The sequence below is a fragment of the Paenibacillus germinis genome (assembly GCF_013141785.1).
GTDB lineage: Bacteria > Bacillota > Bacilli > Paenibacillales > NBRC-103111 > Paenibacillus_E > Paenibacillus_E phytorum.
The window spans coordinates 55,237-75,015 of record NZ_WHOC01000070.1; the positions used below are offsets into that span (position 1 = coordinate 55,237).

At 42.5% G+C, this 19,779-nt stretch carries 18 protein-coding genes; 1 reads left to right on the plus strand and 17 read right to left on the minus strand.

Annotated elements, in window-relative coordinates:
- Positions 1-30: 30 nt before the first annotated feature.
- From GC102_RS13595 to GC102_RS13645, 11 genes are all read right to left on the minus strand, one after another.
- Complete coding sequence (locus GC102_RS13595) at positions 31-819, minus strand: ABC transporter permease (RefSeq protein ID WP_171690028.1); 789 nt, start codon at positions 817-819, stop codon at positions 31-33.
- A 16-nt stretch (positions 820-835) separates the two neighbouring features.
- Positions 836-1,651 carry an ABC transporter permease gene (locus GC102_RS13600; protein WP_171640368.1) on the minus strand — a complete coding sequence of 272 codons (816 nt, stop codon included), beginning with the start codon at positions 1,649-1,651 and terminating at the stop codon, positions 836-838.
- Positions 1,652-1,656: 5 nt separating this feature from the next.
- Positions 1,657-2,652, minus strand: a complete 996-nt coding sequence (locus GC102_RS13605; protein WP_171640366.1) for an ABC transporter ATP-binding protein — start codon at positions 2,650-2,652, stop codon at positions 1,657-1,659.
- Positions 2,645-3,073, minus strand: a complete 429-nt coding sequence (locus tag GC102_RS13610) for a DUF309 domain-containing protein (protein ID WP_171640364.1) — start codon at positions 3,071-3,073, stop codon at positions 2,645-2,647. The genes GC102_RS13605 and GC102_RS13610 overlap by 8 nt, the downstream gene beginning before the upstream one ends.
- A 3-nt stretch (positions 3,074-3,076) precedes the next feature.
- Positions 3,077-3,874: a GTP diphosphokinase gene (gene yjbM, locus GC102_RS13615; protein ID WP_171640362.1), complete on the minus strand. Its 798-nt coding sequence runs from the start codon at positions 3,872-3,874 to the stop codon at positions 3,077-3,079.
- Positions 3,875-3,900: 26 nt separating this feature from the next.
- Positions 3,901-4,998: a quinone-dependent dihydroorotate dehydrogenase gene (locus GC102_RS13620; RefSeq protein ID WP_171640360.1), complete on the minus strand. Its 1,098-nt coding sequence runs from the start codon at positions 4,996-4,998 to the stop codon at positions 3,901-3,903.
- 155 nt (positions 4,999-5,153) lie between these two features.
- Positions 5,154-5,987: a PRD domain-containing protein gene (locus tag GC102_RS13625; protein WP_171640358.1), complete on the minus strand. Its 834-nt coding sequence runs from the start codon at positions 5,985-5,987 to the stop codon at positions 5,154-5,156.
- 17 nt (positions 5,988-6,004) lie between these two features.
- Positions 6,005-7,453, minus strand: coding sequence for a PTS transporter subunit EIIC (locus tag GC102_RS13630; RefSeq protein ID WP_246320905.1), 1,449 nt, complete (start codon positions 7,451-7,453; stop codon positions 6,005-6,007).
- Between the two features lie 142 nt (positions 7,454-7,595).
- A complete protein-coding gene (locus tag GC102_RS13635; RefSeq protein ID WP_171640356.1) occupies positions 7,596-8,435 on the minus strand; it encodes a carbohydrate ABC transporter permease in 840 nt (279 codons plus the stop codon).
- Positions 8,436-8,477: 42 nt separating this feature from the next.
- Entirely contained in the window at positions 8,478-9,383 is a 906-nt protein-coding gene (locus GC102_RS13640) for a carbohydrate ABC transporter permease (protein ID WP_171640354.1), read from the minus strand.
- 86 nt (positions 9,384-9,469) lie between these two features.
- A complete protein-coding gene (locus GC102_RS13645; RefSeq protein ID WP_171640352.1) occupies positions 9,470-10,825 on the minus strand; it encodes an ABC transporter substrate-binding protein in 1,356 nt (451 codons plus the stop codon).
- 370 nt (positions 10,826-11,195) lie between these two features.
- Here GC102_RS13645 and GC102_RS40045 point away from each other — a divergent pair, with 370 nt between their 5' ends.
- On the plus strand, positions 11,196-11,330 hold the full coding sequence (locus GC102_RS40045) for a hypothetical protein (RefSeq protein WP_281366891.1): 135 nt from the start codon (positions 11,196-11,198) through the stop codon (positions 11,328-11,330).
- A gap of 145 nt (positions 11,331-11,475) precedes the next feature.
- Here GC102_RS40045 and GC102_RS13650 read toward each other — a convergent pair whose 3' ends face one another.
- From GC102_RS13650 to mobB, 6 genes are all read right to left on the minus strand, one after another.
- Positions 11,476-13,029 carry a L,D-transpeptidase family protein gene (locus tag GC102_RS13650; RefSeq protein WP_171690029.1) on the minus strand — a complete coding sequence of 518 codons (1,554 nt, stop codon included), beginning with the start codon at positions 13,027-13,029 and terminating at the stop codon, positions 11,476-11,478.
- 130 nt (positions 13,030-13,159) lie between these two features.
- Complete coding sequence (locus GC102_RS13655) at positions 13,160-14,782, minus strand: NHL domain-containing protein (protein ID WP_171690030.1); 1,623 nt, start codon at positions 14,780-14,782, stop codon at positions 13,160-13,162.
- A gap of 30 nt (positions 14,783-14,812) precedes the next feature.
- The gene (locus GC102_RS13660) at positions 14,813-16,924 is read right to left on the minus strand and encodes a FecR family protein (RefSeq protein WP_171690031.1); all 2,112 of its coding nucleotides are present in this window, start codon (positions 16,922-16,924) and stop codon (positions 14,813-14,815) included.
- A gap of 27 nt (positions 16,925-16,951) precedes the next feature.
- Complete coding sequence (locus tag GC102_RS13665) at positions 16,952-18,799, minus strand: adenylate/guanylate cyclase domain-containing protein (protein ID WP_171690032.1); 1,848 nt, start codon at positions 18,797-18,799, stop codon at positions 16,952-16,954.
- Positions 18,800-18,968: 169 nt separating this feature from the next.
- Complete coding sequence (locus GC102_RS13670) at positions 18,969-19,202, minus strand: ferredoxin (RefSeq protein ID WP_047686106.1); 234 nt, start codon at positions 19,200-19,202, stop codon at positions 18,969-18,971.
- A 74-nt stretch (positions 19,203-19,276) separates the two neighbouring features.
- Positions 19,277-19,777 (minus strand): molybdopterin-guanine dinucleotide biosynthesis protein B, encoded by a 501-nt coding sequence (gene mobB / locus GC102_RS13675; RefSeq protein ID WP_171690033.1) that lies wholly within the window; start codon positions 19,775-19,777, stop codon positions 19,277-19,279.
- Positions 19,778-19,779 lie beyond the last annotated feature (2 nt).

A 19,779-nucleotide genomic window follows, 5' to 3' on the forward strand; every position in this document is an offset into this window, starting at 1 on the left:
GAAGCATTTCTCTATTTTCGCCTCAAAAACTTAACTACTCGCACTAGTATAATGGCGTAAAGCGATCTTCCATAAAGCCCTCGTCAATCCGAAACAAACCATTGCAATCCCAACACTCCAAACGACTTGCCATCCACTGATTCGACCAATGAGCGCTGCTGCTGGGAATGTCGTTATGAAAGCAATCGGAAATATATAGGTTAATGTGAATCGTAATAATCCTTTATAGACCGAAACTGGAAACCGTGCCGTTTCAAAGAACGAACTAAATAAATAGGACAAGTTATCTACTTTAACAGCCCAGAAAGAGAACATCATCATGCCCATCCAAAGCGAATAGACCACAACCAAAGATGCAAGGAAAACAATGACAAAGCGAATAAGCTCCACAACACTAGGAACAGCGTTCAGCTCCACGAGTGCGTAAGCCGTCAAGCCCAAGCCAAGAATAATATCGGCTAATCGCCAGAAAACCAGATGTCTAAAACTAATGTAAAATTGGCTGTCAACTGGTTTCGTAAGGATGAAATCCAAAGTCCCTTTACGGATATGACTGACGAGACGAGACATATTCGGCTGAAGGATAAACTCAATAAATCCATGTACAGCATTGAAAATACCTAGAAGCACCAACACCTCATAGAAACCCCAGCCGCCAATCTCCTGTGTTCGATAAAAGTATACTTGAACGGTCAAGATCGCCATGAAGAGCCAAAATACAGTGGATAGGAGATTTGCGGCAAAATTAGCTCTATACTCGAATTCTTCGACTAAACATGCCCTCATAAACTCCCTAAATAGTCGTATGTACTTGATCACTTCGCACCGCCCTTCCTCATCCGCCCACAGCGCCATACTTCTTCATGCCTTGTCTCCACAACAAACGAAACGTAACAAGAAGGACAATTAACCAAGTAAGCTGTATCGCAAAGTTCTGAATGATGGCTGATGAGCCAAGCTCAAGCTTGCCTGTTAGCAGCTCAACTGGAAACCCGACGGTTCCATAGAAAGGAAGCCATACTGCCATTTTTTCAACCCAAGAAGGAAACATACTCAGTGGGGCTAATCGTCCAGCAAGAAACAAATGAACACCCTCATACAAACTATAAATCGCATTCGCTCTATTCGTCCAAAAAGCCATCAGACCAAACTCGAAACCAATTAGAAAGCGGATTGCAGAGGAAAGTACGATAGCGAAGAAAGAGAGTGCAATTATTTCCAAGGAAATAGTCAACCTAAACATAGGGACAAACGCGGCAGCTATCGCCCATGCAGGTATTAGCAAAACAGCAAAAAACAACTTATATACGAGGTTTTGAGAGATACTCCAGTGAACCGGATGGAAGGGTCGTACGATCTTAGTTGAGAGCGACCCGTCCTGAATGCTGGCATCCAGCTCCCACACATCCCATGTACTCGTCAATCGATCTACAAGCAGTACTCCCAGGAAATACACCATATAATCATGAGCTGTATAGCCACCAATGGAATTGTTATCGCTTATCGAGAGCCAAACAGCCATACTGACAAGCGGTTGAATGAATGCCCCTATCATCCAAATGAGCGATTCACTCCGGTAGGCAAACATAACAGCCCATTCAACTCGAAGCAGCATGCAATATTTTTGCCAAAATAAAGCTAACGCCTTCATGGTCCTTAACTTCCCCCTTCGGTCCCCGCTTCAAAGGCTTGTGCGATCACCGATTCCATGGAAGGATCTTCAATGGTCAAATCCAATACCGTCAAATGGGTTAATAATCGAGCTGAAAGTTCAGAAACTTGCTCTCTCGGCACATCTATTTCCACATTTGGAAACGCATAATGAAATAACGTCCCTAACCCTTGGGTTACATCGATTAGCTCTGACTCCTTAACCCGCTTAGCCAATTGAAGACGAATACGCTTATTAGGCGCATACTTGTCAACCAGTTGGGAAATAGCACCATCGTAAAGGAGTCGACCTTTTCCAATCACCAACACTCGCTCACATAATGCCGTAACATCCGCCATATAGTGGCTTGTCAGTAAAATGGTTGCCTTATATTTACGGCTGTAATCCTGAATGAATCGGCGCATCACTTCCTGCATATTCACATCGAGGCCAATCGTCGGCTCATCTAGAAATACAATGCGTGGGCGATGCAGCAGCGCTGCTGCCAACTCACACTTCATCCGCTCCCCCAACGAAAGCTGTCTAACTGGTTTGCGGATAACTTCTTCCAACTGGAGCAACTGCACTAAGTCTCCTAAGGTTTCTTCATATTCCCGATCAGGTATCTCATAGATGACTTTATTAACAAGAAACGTTTCCGCTGCGGGTATGTCCCAGATAAGCTGACTTTTCTGTCCCATGACTAGCGAAATTTGTTTCTTAAATTCTTTTTTTTGTTGAAAAGGAACAAAACCGCCCACATTCACTTCACCACCTGAAGGATGCAGCAGTCCAGTTAATACTTTCATTGTAGTCGTCTTACCAGCCCCATTCGGGCCAAGAAAAGCCACAATTTCACCTTCAGGTATGGAAAAGGAAACATCGTCCACAGCTTTAACTGTGCGGAACTTGCGGTGAAACAAGCTTTTCAAAGATGCCATGAATCCAGGCTCTCGCTCATGTACTTGATAATATTTGCTCAGCTGACGAACCTCAATCATGGCCTTCCTCCTCTTCATGCCCAGGGGGGTTCAGCTTCAATTTCGCAAGAAGTTCAACCAGCTCATCATCTAGGATATGAATATTGAGGTCATATGGAGCGAACGGTTCTTCCTCTATACGCAGAAGCTTTTTTAAGTACTCCCCACTATCTCGGATCAATCTTTCCAAATCTATGCCGAGCGTATGTGCAGGGTATGGCGCTAGCTTATTTAGTCCTGCGCTAAAGAGCTTGATGGAACCGCTTACGTTTCCATTCGCATGATGATAAAGGCCCACTGCAACCTGCAGTAGACCTTGGTATAAGGGGCTTCGGCCTTCCTCCAGCCAAAGCTCCTCCATCACTTCATGACATTCGAAATAGTCTCGCTGATCATTGAAATAGTATAAGTAAGCCACATATAAACGATCATAGGTACTCATAGATCAGTTATTGTCTCCTTTTTTCGCTCTGGCGATTGCAGCCTCAATATCGGACGACAGATCACTCAAACCTTCTTCCGTCTCCCATATCTCATTAAACCTCAGCTGAAATTGAGCGGCTTCCCGAACTCTATGATAGAAATAAAGTTCCTGAATGTTATTGAGTACGATATTAACCAAATTCGAGTTATCCTCAAACATCTTCTGAGACGCAACAATCTCACCACGAATGCTGGACATTTCCTGATCTAATAGATAAGCAGCCTCGGCTGCTTTACTAAGGCGAGCTCTAACCTCAACTGGCAATTGTTCTTTATATTTATAATTCAGAGAATGCTCGATCGTCGCCCAGAAATTCATGGCGAGTGTCCGAATTTGCACCTCAGCTAATATTCGTTTCATACCTAAAGCGGTTTGAACGGGATATTCGATAATAATATGAAAGCTGCGATAGCCACTCGGTTTCTTATTGGCAATATAATCTTTTTCGTAGACTACATTCATATCCTGTCTGCTGCGAATCAGCTCGGCCAAACGATCAATGTCTTCTACAAACTGACACATAATCCGAATCCCAGCGATATCCTCGATACCGGACTCTAATTGATCCATCGGGACACTCAGGCGTTTCGCTTTCTCCAGTACACTTGATATCTTTTTGACTCGTCCCGTTACGAATTCAATAGGTGCATACTCTTCTCTACTCTTGAGTTCGCCACGCAATGTCTTGAATTTTACTTTTAGCTCCTCCACCGCTTGTTCATAAGGCAGGAGAAATTTCTTCCAATCTCGTCCATCCATCCTTTTATCCTCCATTCTGAATGAAGTCAGTGCTGATCTGCGCCGATTGCCTGGGAAATATGTGTATATCCGTCTCTCCTCAGCAAATCTAGAAGACCTTTATTCAAGCTTGTAAGCATCCCAGGTCCTTCATAAATAAAGCCCGTATACACTTCAACTAAGCTTGCTCCTGCCCGTATTTTGTCATAGGCATCTTGCGCAGTAAATATCCCTCCGGAACCAATAATCGGCAGTTTGCCTTCCGTCAGTTGATAGACACGTCTAATGACTTCCGTTGTTCGCTGCGTTAGAGGCTTTCCGCTAAGTCCGCCTGCTTGCTCGCGATTAGGGTGGACTAGTCCTTGTCTGCTGAGCGTTGTGTTCGTGGCGATAATCCCAGAAATACCGCTATCTTTAATCGTATGCACGGTTAATTCAAGCTCTTCATCCGTGAGATCCGGCGCAATTTTAACCAATACAGGTTTACCTGAATGACCATTCTTCTTCTCTTGAAGCTGCATTTCCGTTGTAACTGCATCAAGCAATCGCTTCAAATCGTTCCCATGCTGTAAATTACGCAAATCCGGTGTATTTGGTGAGCTTATATTCACAACAAAGAAATCACCATATGTATATAACTCCCGAATACATGCTCGATAATCCTCTTCGGCCTGTTCATTCGGTGTCGTCTTATTTTTACCTATGTTAATAGCTACGGGTATGTCACGTTTACCTGTCTTCCTCAGGTTTTTTGCCATCATGTCTGTACCTACATTATTAAAGCCCATTCGGTTGATAAGCGCCTTGTCTTCCGGAAGACGAAATAGCCGCGGCAGCTCATTGCCCGGTTGTGGCTTTGGTGTAATTGTACCTACTTCCATGAAACCAAAGCCTAGTTGTGAGAATCCCTTTACAGCCTTGGCATTTTTATCTAAACCAGCTGCCAGACCTATTGGATTCGCGAATTGTAGTCCCCATAATTGTTGGGCCAAGAGTGGTGAATAGGGCACTCCATACATGGATTTAAGTAATTGCTTCCCACCTGGTAAGCTCCCTAAAGCACTTAGCCCGTCAATCGTAAGATGATGCGCCTTCTCCGGATCCATTCGGAACAAGATTGGTTTTCCTAACTTCTTATACAGCATGTCCTATGCACTCCGTTCTCTAATGACTCTAACAGTCAGTTTAGCTGACAACGTACAAATATGCAATCCACTGAAAGGCATTTCGCCTCTATTTCAAACAAAAAATCCCTGCTCCATGAAGGTTGCAAGGGAATCCAGATTAGCTATTTAACCACCTATGCTTCGGTACGTTGCAGCAGTCGTTCCAGATGCATCGTCAAGTAACCCGTTTCATCGTCAGGCACTTCTAATTGGAGAGAATCACTCAGCATGAGAGATAATACCTTCGCCTTCACATAGGTGTCTCCATACTCCTCTTTAATCTTTTCAAGCAGCGAGTTCTGGAGTGTCTTTTTTTGTTTGACCCGTTCAATAACACCTTTTAAATGACTAATGAACCGCAGCGTTGAGAATGAATCATCGAAATTAAAGCCCAATTCTTTGGCTGACTCAATCGTTTGCGATACGACTCTAACTACCGCTAAGGAATCAGAAGCTTGCTCTTTTTTGCGTGCGCCATTGAAATGCATGGCCAAGAAGGCAACTTCATCTTCCGGCAATTTCACATCCAAATGATCATTGAGGAAATCTACGGACTTCTTGGCTACTTTGTATTCCTCAGGATACATATACCCAATTTCATAAGCAAATGGATTCGTGATGAAAATACCGCGCTTTTGTCGTTCGACCGCAAAGTTAATATGATCGACCAACGAGGCGTGGATCGTTTCAGAGAAGTCGCCTTCCAGCATGCTTTGCGCATAAGCGATGACTTCCTCCGTAATCCCGATAATTTTCAAATCAACCGCATTCAGAATTTGTTCGTAGTTTTTAAGAACTTCGGATGTATGCAGGAGAAATTCTTGTGTGATTTCGCCTTCACTAATGAGCATTCCTGGCGTTTTTTTGAATCCAATTCCTTTACCAAAAGCAATTGAATTTTTCCCTGATGTCAAATGTGCCATCACCACATTATGGGACAGTACATGAATGATCGTCCGTTCAATCATAAGACACCTCCGCGTTCTTAGGCTTGTCCTGATTTGTCTTTTTGCAGGTGAAGCAAGGGCTTTATACTTTCTCTAATTTGTTCCGATTCCGTACCAAAAACAACGTGTACATTTCCTTTACCAAGTCTGATAACCCCAATAGCACCAAGGTTTTTAAGCTCGCTGTCCATAACTAAATTTTCTTCACTCACCAAGAGGCGTAGTCGTGTAATGCAAGCATCTATCGAGATAATGTTAGAAGGTCCGCCAATATGTCTTAGAATGCTAGTTGGACGGTCTTCTTTCGTTTCTTCGATGGCCTCCGTGGCATCTTCTGTTTCAAACTGAACAGCTTCGTCCTGAGCGGGCACTTTGAATGGAAAGAAATGAAGATAGGTCCGAAATACGACATAATATAGGAAGAAGTACCCTATTCCAACTAAAACAATCAAATAAGGATTCGTAGATTGATGCCAGCTGAGAACGAAATCAATAAATCCGGCTGAGAAACCGAATCCCATTTTCACCTGAAGCATATTCATTATCACCATGGAAAAGCCAGTTAAGACGGCATGTATCAGATATAAACCTGGTGCTAAGAACATAAAAGCAAACTCAATTGGCTCTGTTATGCCTGTTAGGAAGCTGGTTAATGCTGCACTAAGCATCACAGGAACAACAAACTGACGATTAGAAGATGAACTTTTAATTAAAGCTAAGGCTGCAGCAGGAAGCCCAAACATAATTACGGGATAAAAACCTGTCATGAATAGTCCCGCTTCTGGATCTCCAGCAAAAAATCGGGAGATATCGCCATGCAGCAATTTACCCGTTGGCGTGATATAATCTCCAATTTGAAACCAAGCTATATTATTAATAATATGATGCAAACCCGTTGGGATCAGAAGCCGGTTCATCATTCCGTAGATGAATACGCCAATGTTCCCGTTATCAACGATCCATAAGCCGATTACACTTATGCCCTTCTGAACTGGAGGCCAGATGAAACCCATCAACACTCCTAGAAAAACCATGACCAAAGATGTAATTAACGGAACGAATCGTTTGCCACCGAAAAATCCGAGCGCCTTGGGCAGCCGGGTATGTTGGAACCTGTTAAAGAACGTGGCAGATAGCATGCCAACGAGCATACCGCCTAGAACACCCATATCCAGCCGTTCCGCAGAGTCAGTCCCCACTTGAAAATGCTTTAAGACATTGTCGAACACTAGATAGCCAACCGCAGCAGCAAGTGCCGCTATCCCGTCTCCAGACGTTAGTCCAATGGCTATACCAATTGCAAATATGAATGGCAAATTATCAAAAATCGCACTTCCGCCTAACTCGAAAATCTGTGCCACCTGCATAAGAAATGGATCACTAAACGTCATTTTCCCAATACGTAAAAGAATGGATGCCGCCGGCAGCACCGCAATCGGAATCATCAATGAACGTCCTATTTTCTGCAATATATACATAGCTCTCATGTCATGTTCCCCTATAAAAGCCTACAAGTTTGGCCGTTTCTTGTTTGCTCTTTCCTATCCCAATTATAGTAGAAAGAACACCCTCCCGGAAGGATAAAATCCTCTAGGATAAGGTGTTTTTTCTATGCAACCGAGTATACAGTTATTTCACAGCACCTGCAGTAATTCCACTTGCAATTTGACGTTGAAAGATCATATACACAATCAACGTTGGAAGTGTCGTTATTAGCAGACCTGCGAATAACGGTCCCCACTCAACTCGATACTGCATCTCTGCCTGCATAACAGCAAGACCGATTGGAAGCGTGTACTTGGTTGGTTCATTGGTCAAGACAACCCCTAGGAAGTACTCGTTCCAGTTATTCAGCATATTTGTAATCATCACCGTGATTAGACCCGGTTGAGACAAAGGCAGCATAACGCGGAAGAACGTACCGTAATGGGAGGTCCCGTCAATAATCGCCGCTTCTTCAATTTCTTTTGGCAGCGATTTGTAGAATCCTACAAGTAAGAAAATTCCAAAAGGAAGATTGAGTGCCGCATAGACCAGAATTAATCCTAACCATGTATTAATTAAATGCAAATCATTCAATAAGAAGAACAATGGAATCAATGCTAGCGCGAACGGTATCATCATGGACGAGATGTAGATCGTTAGGAGGATTTTGTTCCCTTTAAAATCATACCTAGCTAGGATATAAGCAGTCATTGCTGCAAGAATCATACCCAGAAGGGTACTTCCAACCGTTACAACAATAGAGTTCATGAAATAAGTGCTAAAATTATATTTGCTCCAAACATAGGAGAAATTTGACCAAAGCAGCGGGAATTTAGGCAATGCCCACGGGGCATTTAAGAAAAATTGCTCATTATTTTTGAGAGCATCGAGCAGTGTCCAAATCAATGGATACAGGACGGCGACGCTCCAAATAAGAAGAATGATCCAGACAAACATTTTGGCTAACGGGTTTTTGATGATCATACGATGGTTCCCCCTCCTTCAGTATCTATTTCTAGGATGACTTTAATGCATTTCGATTGTTTCTTGGCGCATAATACGCTGCAGAACAAGGGTAGTAATCAGTGAAACGATTAGGATCATGACACCGATGGCTGCTCCATAACCGAAATGATATTGTTGAAAAGCCATCCGATACAGATAAGATCCCATAACTTGGGTCGTATTATCAGGCTGTCCGCCGTTTGTCATTAATTGAACAATGACGAATGACCCATTGAGTGTCGTAATGACAATATTCACAATGGAAACCTTAATTTGCTCCCAGATGAGCGGCATGGTAATGTTGCGGAATTGCGACCATTGACCCGCTCCGTCTATATTAGCTGCTTCATAGTAGGAAGCAGGAATATTCACGATTGCAGCAATCATCAAGATCATATAGAAGCCGATACCAGCCCAAATCGTTGGGGGTAATAGCATCCAGATCGTATGCTGTGGAAATCCTAACCAAGTAATATCAACTTTATTTCCTGTGAATAGTGATAAGAACGCATTCAGGAATCCAATTTGTGGATTATAGATGAAGTTCCAGAGCACACCAATAACAACAACGGAGATCACATTTGGGATAAAAAATATGGCGCGGAAGAAACCAGAGCCTCTCAGCTTGAAACGAGTTAAGGCAACTGCGAAGAACGTCGCCAGAATCATAATGCCAATGACTTTACCTACGACTAAAAAATAATCATTCCCGATGGCTCTAAGTACAATGGGATCCTTAAATAATTCAACGAAATTATCAAACCCAATAAACGTGCTATTCTCTGACATTCCGGACCAATCATAGAATGACTTCTGCAAAGCCTGTATAACAGGGTAGATCGTAAACACACAGAAGAAAAGAAAAGTCGGAATGATGAATGAAGCGATGAACAAATTCCGTTTCCACATTTTCGAGTTGGTCTTCATTCTATCCTCACCGTCCTATCATTAAAATGGCGGAGAACTCCTAAGGCTAATGCCTTCCTTGTTCTCCGCACTGCTTCATTCAGTTCCTATTTCTTTTGTTTCGCTACGACATCTGTTACACGTTTTACCCACTCTTCAGGCGTAATTGTACCAATTGTCAATGCCACTGTTGCATCTTGCATCGCTTTGTCAACGTCTGCCGCGAAGGAGACTGTTGGCACTACAACTGTTTCAGGAGATGACAAGAATTTCGCCGCATCTTTAACGAAGTTAGGTGCTTTGGAGGAGGAGATGTCACCTTTTACGTTAGAAGGAGCACCACTCAACTCAGCCCACTGGGAAGCTTGTGTTTTAGAGAATACGAATTGCATAAACGCTTTTGCTGCTTCTTTGTTTTTCGCTTTTTTCGCAATTGCAAAAGTAGACGTAGACGTATTCGCTACAGCTTTTCCACCTTTATCTTGTGTGATGGACGGAATGAATCCGAAATCAAAGGAGGCTGGTACGTCTTTGGCCATTTCGTTTGGCAGCCATAGACCGTTCGGGATAAAAGCATCTTTATGCTGCAGGAACAAGGATTGGGAATCCGTGTGGTTGATTTGCACGGATGCTTTATCGATGTAACCTTTGTCACGAAGCTGAACGATTTTATTAAGACCTTTAATGATAGCTGGGTTTTTCCAAGCTTCTAGATTATTTGTAGACATGTCTTGCAGCAATTTGTAGTCATTATTGTTAGCAGATACGATAGCTGGAAGTAATACACCACCGTTGATGTAGTATGGATATTTACCCGTATGGATGAATGGATTAATTCCAGCACCTTTAATTTTCTCACTTACCGCTAGGAATTCTTCGAAATCTTTTGGCTCTACCCAACCTTTATCTTTGAACAGGGCTTTATCGTAGAAAATACCCCATGAGCTCATTACGAATGGAACGTTGTAGATTTTACCATCAAACTCTTGTGGTTTTTGAGCAAGCAAATCAATAATTTTCTCGCCGTCAACGTTTTTAGCATCTTTAATCCAATCCGTCAAATCTTCAAGCTGTCCGTCTGTAACCATTTGGCGATCGAACAATTCAGGTCCGTCAATGTATACGAAATCAGGTGGAGTACCAGCGATCCAACGGGGTTTCATTTGCTCGTTGATTTTTGGTCCCGCACTTTCTTTAATTTTCAGATCAGGGTTTGCTGCTTGGAAATCAGCAATAACTTTTTTCCACCATTTGTCGCCATATCCGCCAACAAAATACTGGATCTCAAAATCACCGGTTAATTTTTTGGGACCAGCAGCTGTTGGAGCCGCTGAAGCCGCTGTAGTCGGCGCAGCCGATGCAGCTGGTTTTGTTGTTTCAACTGGTGTAGATTTACCACAACCTGCTGCTACAAGTACCATAGATGCAGCCAAGCCCATTGTTGACCATTTTTTCATATTCATGTGTTCATCTTCTCCCTTTTTTAATAAGTCTGATGGTTATTTATGAAGTAGCGTAGTCTTAAATTTAACTTTCCTTGTAGTTTGCGCTACCAACCCCCTTCAGGTTTCCTCATTTTTGGCAAAAATAAAAAGGGCATAGTTATAGAAGAAGACTTACATTCTTCAATAACTAATGCCCTTACGGTAACATGTTATTAAAACTGACATATTCAATTGATATTAGCATTTCGCGTGATTAAATCTTACAATAAAATGACATGGTCGTCAATACTTGAATTATTATTCATTTAAACATTCATATTCTATGAATGACCCTACTTATGCTATGATAGAACCATATTCTTTAATCCCTAAGGAAAAGGTGATTCCAATGTCCAAACGTAAACCGATCATGTCCAATCGTAGAGCCAAAGAAGAAGTTAATAAGAAAGCGATCATTTGGACAGGATCCATTTTGCTTGTTGTCATCATTACTATGACGTTACTGATCATTTTGGACAAATGATTAGGAAAGAACTGATTGAAATCATCACATTTTGAATTGTAATCGCTTTCTCCATCGTTGTCAAGATTAAAACTTTGGAACGCTAGTACAACATAACAAAACCGTCCGAAGTACATTCAGACGGTTTTGTTATGTTTCCACTGTGTTAATCAAGCCATTTATATTTCTTACTCGGGTTGCTGTCATTGGTCTGCAATGGAAGGCCAAAAGATTGATCTGGCTTCCCTCCCCCAGCTCCAAGACCAGGACTACCACCGCCATTACCATTTCCACCGTCTGAATTAGAAGAAGGTGATAATACCCCTTTACCAATCGTCACTTTCGTTTCATGAGTCACCATGTTATAGAGCTCTTCAACGTCATCTTGAAGCATGCGAACACAGCCATGTGATTCATCTTTCCCGATGCTGGAAGGCTTATTCGTACCATGAATCGCATAAAGTGTATCCGACAAAGTCATCCCACGGCTGCCAAATTCTCCATTCGATTTGCCATTCGGATTTCGCACCTTTTCACTAATGAAGAACTCCCCCTGCGGCGTTTTCTCGCCTCCTAAGCCAACTGGGTAGCTGCGGATGATGAAATCACCACTAACGAGAGCCAAACGATACTTATCGATATCAATAACAATCCTAAGCGGTTCCAACAGTGGGTCTGCGGAAGCTTTCGGTTGCGAACTAGATGGCGCGGCCTGTTCTTTGAGCTCTTGTTTCGGCTGCTCGGTTTTATCCGCTGTTTGTATCGGATCCTGCGCTTTCCCCGCTTTTGCGCTTTCGTTAACCTTACTTACAGCTTGAGGGAACGCCTCCTGCATCTCAGGAGTGAGTCCTGGCAGGAGATTATTGGGGTAAGGTTTCGTAAGCTGTTCAGGTTTCTCTGGCAGCATTCCGGTCTTTTTTTGATAGGCCTGGATTGCACTTTGTAAGACAATAGCTTGCTCACGCTCATGCATCCAATTCGCTATGACTGGAACAAGCGCGGAGCTATCTGCGACCTCGCAGGAGCAAGTCTGAGACTGGTAATACTTTAGTGCTGCTGAACCCCCGCCTCCCCCTTTGCTCTCAACACCGATCAAAGGTTTCACCGACCTGTTCCACTCGTTCCATTTACCATCTGCACTCCGGGGAGCTTCCATGATGACAGATTCTCCCGCTCCTGATCCTGAAGATTTCAGTACTTGCTGCAGCTTCTTACCCCAATCCCCATTAGAGAAATAGAGCTTTAATCCAGAAGCCCCTTCCTGCATAGGAGGTGCAGGTGCATTCCCTGCAGTTTGAGCTGCAGCAACAGTCTCATTCGGGATGTTCCCCATATCGTTCTTCGCTAAATCCATGGCAGCGGGAACAGCTAGTAGGAGTAGAATGACCATTAACGGCATCCATTTCCCCTTACCACTGGACTTACTTTTAACAGATGTCACGGTAGTGCCTTTATGTAAGGCTGAAGAAGGTGCAGTAGGTAAAGGTCCTTCTATCGTTATTTTCTGGCGTTCAAAAGCCTCATAGATCTCCCCAGACTGTGCGAAACAATAGGCCGCTTTGCCTTCCTTGCCTTGCGCTGCGTATTCTCTGCCTAATAAGTACCAAGCCATTTTATGATCAGGATGTTCTTTCACATATTTTTTGAGATAAAGAGGATCTTCGATCGGATTATGTTGGAAAAAACGTTCCAACTGATCAATGCGATTCTTGTCCTTCAATCTAGAAAACCTCCTATCAACTACTTTGTAACTCTCTTTCATTTATCGGCAAAAATGACCTAGAGATGAAGTCATGAAAAAAAGAGCCTGGACAAGGGTTTCCCCCTGCCAGGCTCGTCTTGCGGATTGCTTATTTCACATATGATTTCGTGCGTAAAATGGCTGTTTGGTGAGCGGCATCCCACTGGACATCCAAGCCGATTTGCTCTGCGAAGAAACGCACCGGCACATACGTACGATCTTGTTTCACATAAGGAGATGCATCCGTCACTTGTTTGACGTCTGATTGACCCACTTGTTTACGAACAACGCCTGTTTCACCAATTGTTAGCTCAACCGTAACATCACCTTTGATCAGCTGAACGACTGATTTCCCAGCTAGCTCGACATATTTGACTTCATAGCCAAAAGTTTCACTTATGGCACGAACTGGAACCATCGTACGTCCACCCTGAATTTCAGGCTCTGCATCGAATAAAATCACTTTATCACCATTTACCACTTTTACTTGGTTATTGTTTGCTAGATTTCCAGGTAATTGGTAAGGAGTAATTTTACGAATTTTATTATTAGAGGAGTCAGCAACCACAATATTACCTTGAGCAGTTACAAGAACGTCATTCGGATTATAAAACTCAGCTGCTTGTTCCACGCCGTCCGCTTCACCAGTTTGGACTGTCCCAGCAATCGTTGAAACCTTGCCATTCAGCAAATAACGAATCACATGATTCAAACTATCTGAGATTAAAACCCCGCCTTCGGAGGTAACAGCAAGCCCTTTAGGGAAGTCAAACTTCGCTTTAAGCGCGTCCCCATCTGCAAAGTCTCCACCTGCATATAACTCATTTTTATCATAGATTGTTTGATTGCTTAAAACGGGTGTCGATCCAGCCACCGTAGTCACCGTCCCTGCTTGGAGGTCGATATAACGTATACGTTGGTTGCCTGTATCACTTACAAACAAGTTGCCTTTGCTATCTAAAACCAATCCAGCAGGTTCATTGAACTTCGCTGTGGCTAAGCTGCCATCTTGAAATTCACCAGCGAAAGAAGCTTCCCCTGGACGTATTTGAATAGCTCGAGTCGCAGCCGCATTCAAAGTAGAAACACTGCCGTCAACGGCTATTTTACGGATAACATGATTGAGTGAATCCGCGACATACACGGTTCCATCTCCAGCTGCCGCAACATCACTTGGGTGATTAAATTTTGCCTCAGCACCTTTTCCATCCTTACTTCCAGGAACACCATTTCCAGCCAACGTGGAAACTTGACCATTCGTATCCACTTTACGGATTGCGTTATTTGCTGAATCAGCTACATACACATTCCCTTTGGCATCTACTGCTAATCCTGTGGGCTCATTGAAAAAGGATTCTGACGATTTTCCATCAACAAGACCTCCTGTTGGAAATCCTTGGTTGTTCTTAGTAACGACAAGCTCAGGACCAGCGAAAGTTGTTACTTTCCCTCCTGAAATTTTACGAATGAGATGATTCCTTGTATCAGCGACAAGAATACTGCCATCTGAAAGTTGGACAACGCTGCCTGGAGCACGGAATGCCGCACTTAGCGCATCCCCATTCATATCTTCAAAATCGCCGATTCCTGCGAAGGTCGACACGTCCGATAGGATCTGACCATTGCTGGATAATAGAGCATCCGCCGACAATCCTGCCGCCATTGCGGATGAACCTCCCAAAAAGGTTGCGGCCACTAGGGATGAAACGAATATATGTTTTAAGGGTTTCATTGGTTTCTCCTTTTTGCTATCTTAAAATAATTAATCTGTATTAATTGGGGGCAAATTGACTGTTTTCTTAGGCAGTTCGGGAACTTCAATCGATCGAACTCCTGCATTGCTTTTATTAACAATGACAATCTTTTCAACAAAAATTGTATTAGGGGTTGTCGTTAATATTTCCAGATTTGTAAAGCCGATAAATGGAATAGTTACGAGCTTCCCAATGCCATCTACCTTAATATTACTTGATCCTTCACCAAAATTGGTTACTGCAAATACAAGCTCTTTCTTCATTCCATTTGAATACTCTTTCACATGATCTGCACTATTTGATCCAAAAATACCCGAATTACTTGCCCATTCTCCGCTATTAAAACCAATATTTGAATCATATGTTAAGTGAACTTCAACCCCATAAATTTCATTTAAATCAACAAAATCTCTCAAGTTGATATCTAAATTAAATTTACCATCCGTACCTGGTGTAGTAGCATCTAAACTTACGGCAGGAACTGCATCGCTAAACTGGAATTTAAAAGCATTCGAAGTTACATCTCCAGTTGCTCCCACTATTTTCGCCTTTGCGATCGTAACAGTTGCATCCAAGACATCATTCGCTGCTGCATGTGATGATGCTTTTCCACTGAAAGCAATTTTTATTTGTCTATCGTTAACACGAGTTACGTAAGTACTTAATCCTATTGGCAAGTTATTAACAGATACACCAGTGCTCATGTCAGCAGCAAACGTACCATTTGCTAGTGTAATCTCTTGCGTTGCAGTAATACTGCCATCGTTTGCAGCAGCTTCCGCGATAACAGTACTTGCTACTGTCAATGCAGGCACCGGAACTGGAACTGGATCTGTATCCCCTGAATTCCCCGAATTGCCTCCTGATCCCGGTACTGAAGTATTCGTCCCATTCTGTTCTTTCAATCTTGCTTCAGCTTCTGCTTTAGCCTTCTCCTCCGCCACTTTCGTTGCTTCGAGAATCTTTTTCTTTTGATCTTCCAAAGCTTTAAGCGCAGCAGCCAGCTTATTTTTGAGTTCTTCTTGCTTCTTCGCTCCTTCCAGTTGCTTTTTAAGCTTCTCTGCTTCAAGTTTTTGAAGCATCTCTTTCTTTATTTTTTCTTTTTCTGCGTCGACACCTGCCGTTTTATCTAATTCTTTAACATTGTTTAAATTTAATTTCTTTTCTTGTTTATCGATTTTTGCATTTGCTTGTTCAATGAGTTTATTCAAAGACTCTTTATCCACCTTATTTTCCGTGAGAGCCTTCTTAGCAATATTTCCAATTAAGTTATCTAAGTTTTGTTTCACTTTATCTAATTCAGCTTGATCCTTCACATATAAAGAAGTCTTATCATCCACGAGTTTGCCTTCTTCGATTTCTTTCTTTTTCTTAGCAAAAAACTCTTCATTTTCTTTATCTATTTCGGCCTTATTCAGGATAATCTCTTTAATGATTTCAGGTGATGCATCTTTAATAAAATCATCTAAATCAAGAAAATCTACTTTCAGAGACAGATCATCCGTCTCATCCCTAGAATCCAAAGAAATTTGTTGCGTTGGATATAAGTATGTAATTGTAGACTTTTGAGTGGAGTCAGCGCCGTTCTTTACAGTCGATGCGGAGACTTTCCCTGCTCCAACCGCCATCTTAATTGCGCCTGTTTTCGGATCAACGGTAACAAAGAACTGCGTTCCACGAACACCCATAACAGCTGTTGGTGTCTCAATTTCAAATTCATCATCTGATCCAGCTAATGACTTCACCTTGACCCACATGGATCCGGCCCATACTTTAAGCTTGGATTTCTTATTTCCATCTGAGGTATTTAGGTCTGACACGTTAATCTCAGCATTTTCGCCTAATGTTACGTCCGCATCCCCATTACTCAAATTAAGCGTGACGGATGAGCTAGCTCCTGTGTAAACCGTGTCGCCTTGATTTAAACTCATACTTTCATAGGCATCGTACGATTTGGAACCTCCGCCTTTCTTGATCGTTACATCACCGGATAATGCCGCAATGACAGCTACTCGAACGGTTTTTGCGTCCACAGGTTTTACAAGCAGCGCTGAGACCAAACTAAAGACTAAACAAGAACTTAAGAATAATGATACAAATGATTTCTTAGTTATTCCCACACCGAATTCCTCCCCAGCATTCATTTATTAGAGATTCCCGATAACTTCATATACCGCCACGGGCTTTTCTTTTCCTTTGACCTTAATTTCACCGATTGATTCTATCTCAAAAAGGTCTTTGACCCTCGCATAGGTCTGTTCACTAATTAGAATTTGACCTGGTTTCGCGTTCGCTTCTAATCGAGCAGACAAGTTAACCGTATCACCGATAGCCGTATAATCGAGCCTTAGATCTTCGGAACCAATGTTTCCAACAACCGCAGGTCCGCTGTTAATACCCAGACCGAATTTCACACCGATTCCATATTTTTCAATCAATCTCTGCTCAAGAACCGTAGCCTGCGACTTCATTTCAATTGCTGCTCGCACAGCCATCTCAGGGTGATTGTCATATTCAATCGGAGCGCCGAACATCGCCATGACACCATCACCAATAAATTTGTCGAGAGTCCCGTTAAATTTGAAAATAGCTTTCGTACATACATCCAGATACTCATTCAATACTTGAATAACTTGCTCGGGCTCTAGTCGTTCCGACATAGGGGTAAACCCGCGAATATCTACGAAAATAAGCGAGATATCTTTACGACTGCCGCCAAGCTTAACATCTTCACCTGACTGCAACAGCTCGTCTACTACCGTTTTGGAAACGAACCTTCCGAAGATACCGGTTACGCGGTTGCGCTCCTTCCGCTCTTCCAGGTAATGACTCACCAACGACCAAATATAGATCGTAACCAAAGCAAATTGCGGGTATACAAGAGGAGCGAAGGTTGATCCAGCAATGTAGAAGGTTAACCATACGCCACCATAGATCACGAACATTCCTAGAAAAATAAATAGGGCTGTTTTGCCTTTATATCTATGAAATAAGAAAATGGCAAGCAAAGAAATTAGTAAGATAATACCTACGCCAAAAGGCTTACTTGTATCTTTATAAAACTTGCTTTCTAATAAAGTTTGAATCATATTCGCATGTATTTCGATCCCGAACATCTTAACAGAGCTGATCGGCGTTGGATATTCATCCTGCATGGCCGTTACGAACGGTCCTACCAGAACAATGCTGCCTTGCAAAGGTAAGGGGTTTTTACTATTAATAACATCAATGAAAGAAAGTGATTCATAGCCTGTAGTTGCATCTACTTTCTGCCTAGGCAGTGTGAAAAATTCAGTCGTAACTTGATTTCTTTCGTTCGTTGGCATTACTTTATTGCCGCGTTTCCATTCTCCAGTTGCTTCATCTCGCTTCACTTTGTCCTTATCATCCAGAACTAGATTGGCAAGCGCAACGCTGAACGCAGGTATGTATACTCCATTCTCATCCGGCAGCCCGACTGGCAGTTTCCGAGCCTTACCATCCTTATCGACAAACACATTAATATGTGCCATTTGCTGCCTACTGGTTGTTAGTGTTGGAGTGGGGTAGTCGATTTTCTCAGGTACAAGATCGCCTGCTTGTTCTTGCTTGGAGGGATAGTTAATTTGGACGGGCATGATGACATTTTGATACTTCGCCAAAACATCAGCCAATGCTTTATCGTCAGCGGGGTTTTTCGAAGGTTCAGCTAAAACCACGTCTATACCAATTGCTGCTGCGCCTGACTGCTCTAGCTTCTCTATCAATTGCGCATAGGTAGTTCGATCCCACGGAAATTTCCCGATTGCTTTAAGTGATTTCTCATCAATCTTAACAATTTTGATGCGATCCTCTGGCTGACGTTCATCCACAGATTTAGCTTTCCGCAAAACATCTTGGAGGGGACCCTCAACAAAATAAAACAAGCCGCTAGAGTTAACCGTGTAGAAATATGTCGAAAATAACATCAACAAAAGTCCTACCGCTAAAGTTTGAATCCATTTCTTCTTACCCATAAGATCCTCCCAATGTTTACTAGCTTCATTGTAAGATGGCACGTAGAAAATGGCAATAAATAGTTACATGTAAATACAATTTGTTCAAAAAAAGAGCTCAATTCCTTTGCAGGAACTGAGCTCTTTCGACATTCTGCGAATCACTTCACAAAATAATGTTTTATACTGATTAGCTAAAAGGTGTATCCGCAACTTTAATGGAATCCGTTGGGCAGCCATCTTGTGCATCTTGTAGATCATCAAACAGATCTTCTGGGATTTCAGTTACCCCTTTGTTGCCGTCTCCATCAAAAATCACTTCAGCCAAACCTTCATCATCGTAATCATAGATGTCTGGAGCTGTAGCTCCGCAAGCGCCGCAAGCGATGCAAGTATCTTTATCAACAAATGTATACTTTGCCATGATTTCTAACTCCTCCTCAAATTATCCTCAATGTAAAATATAATATAAATACGGACAAAGTTCAAACCTTAAAATTAATAGCTCTTAACATATTGTTCAATAAAGTCAGCTAAACCACGGATATTGTTCAAATCGAAGGAAGGAAAAGCTGTTAAATCAAAGTTGAAATTGTCCATATCAGTTGCAATAGCAATCGGCCCAGGCTCAAGAACATGAATTATTTCACTTTGTTCTATAGTACGAAAAACAGCAATCTTTGGATGCTTTTCCTTCTTAAAGCCTTCGATAAAAACATAGTCTAGATGTGCATAAGCACTTATCTGTTCTTCTAAACTTGGATTTCGCTTCTTTTCGAACGCATGAATCCCATCTGGAGATAGGGTTACAACCGCTTCTGCACCGGACTCTACAAAAGTTGTGGAGTCCGTCCCTGCCGCTTCTTTATAATGTCCATGCGCATCATGTTTCATTACGGCTATCCGATAGCCGCGCTGCTTCATTTCTACGATTAGCTTGGCCACTAACGTTGTTTTCCCACTGTCCGAATAGCCAGCAAAGCCAATACAATATGCCATCT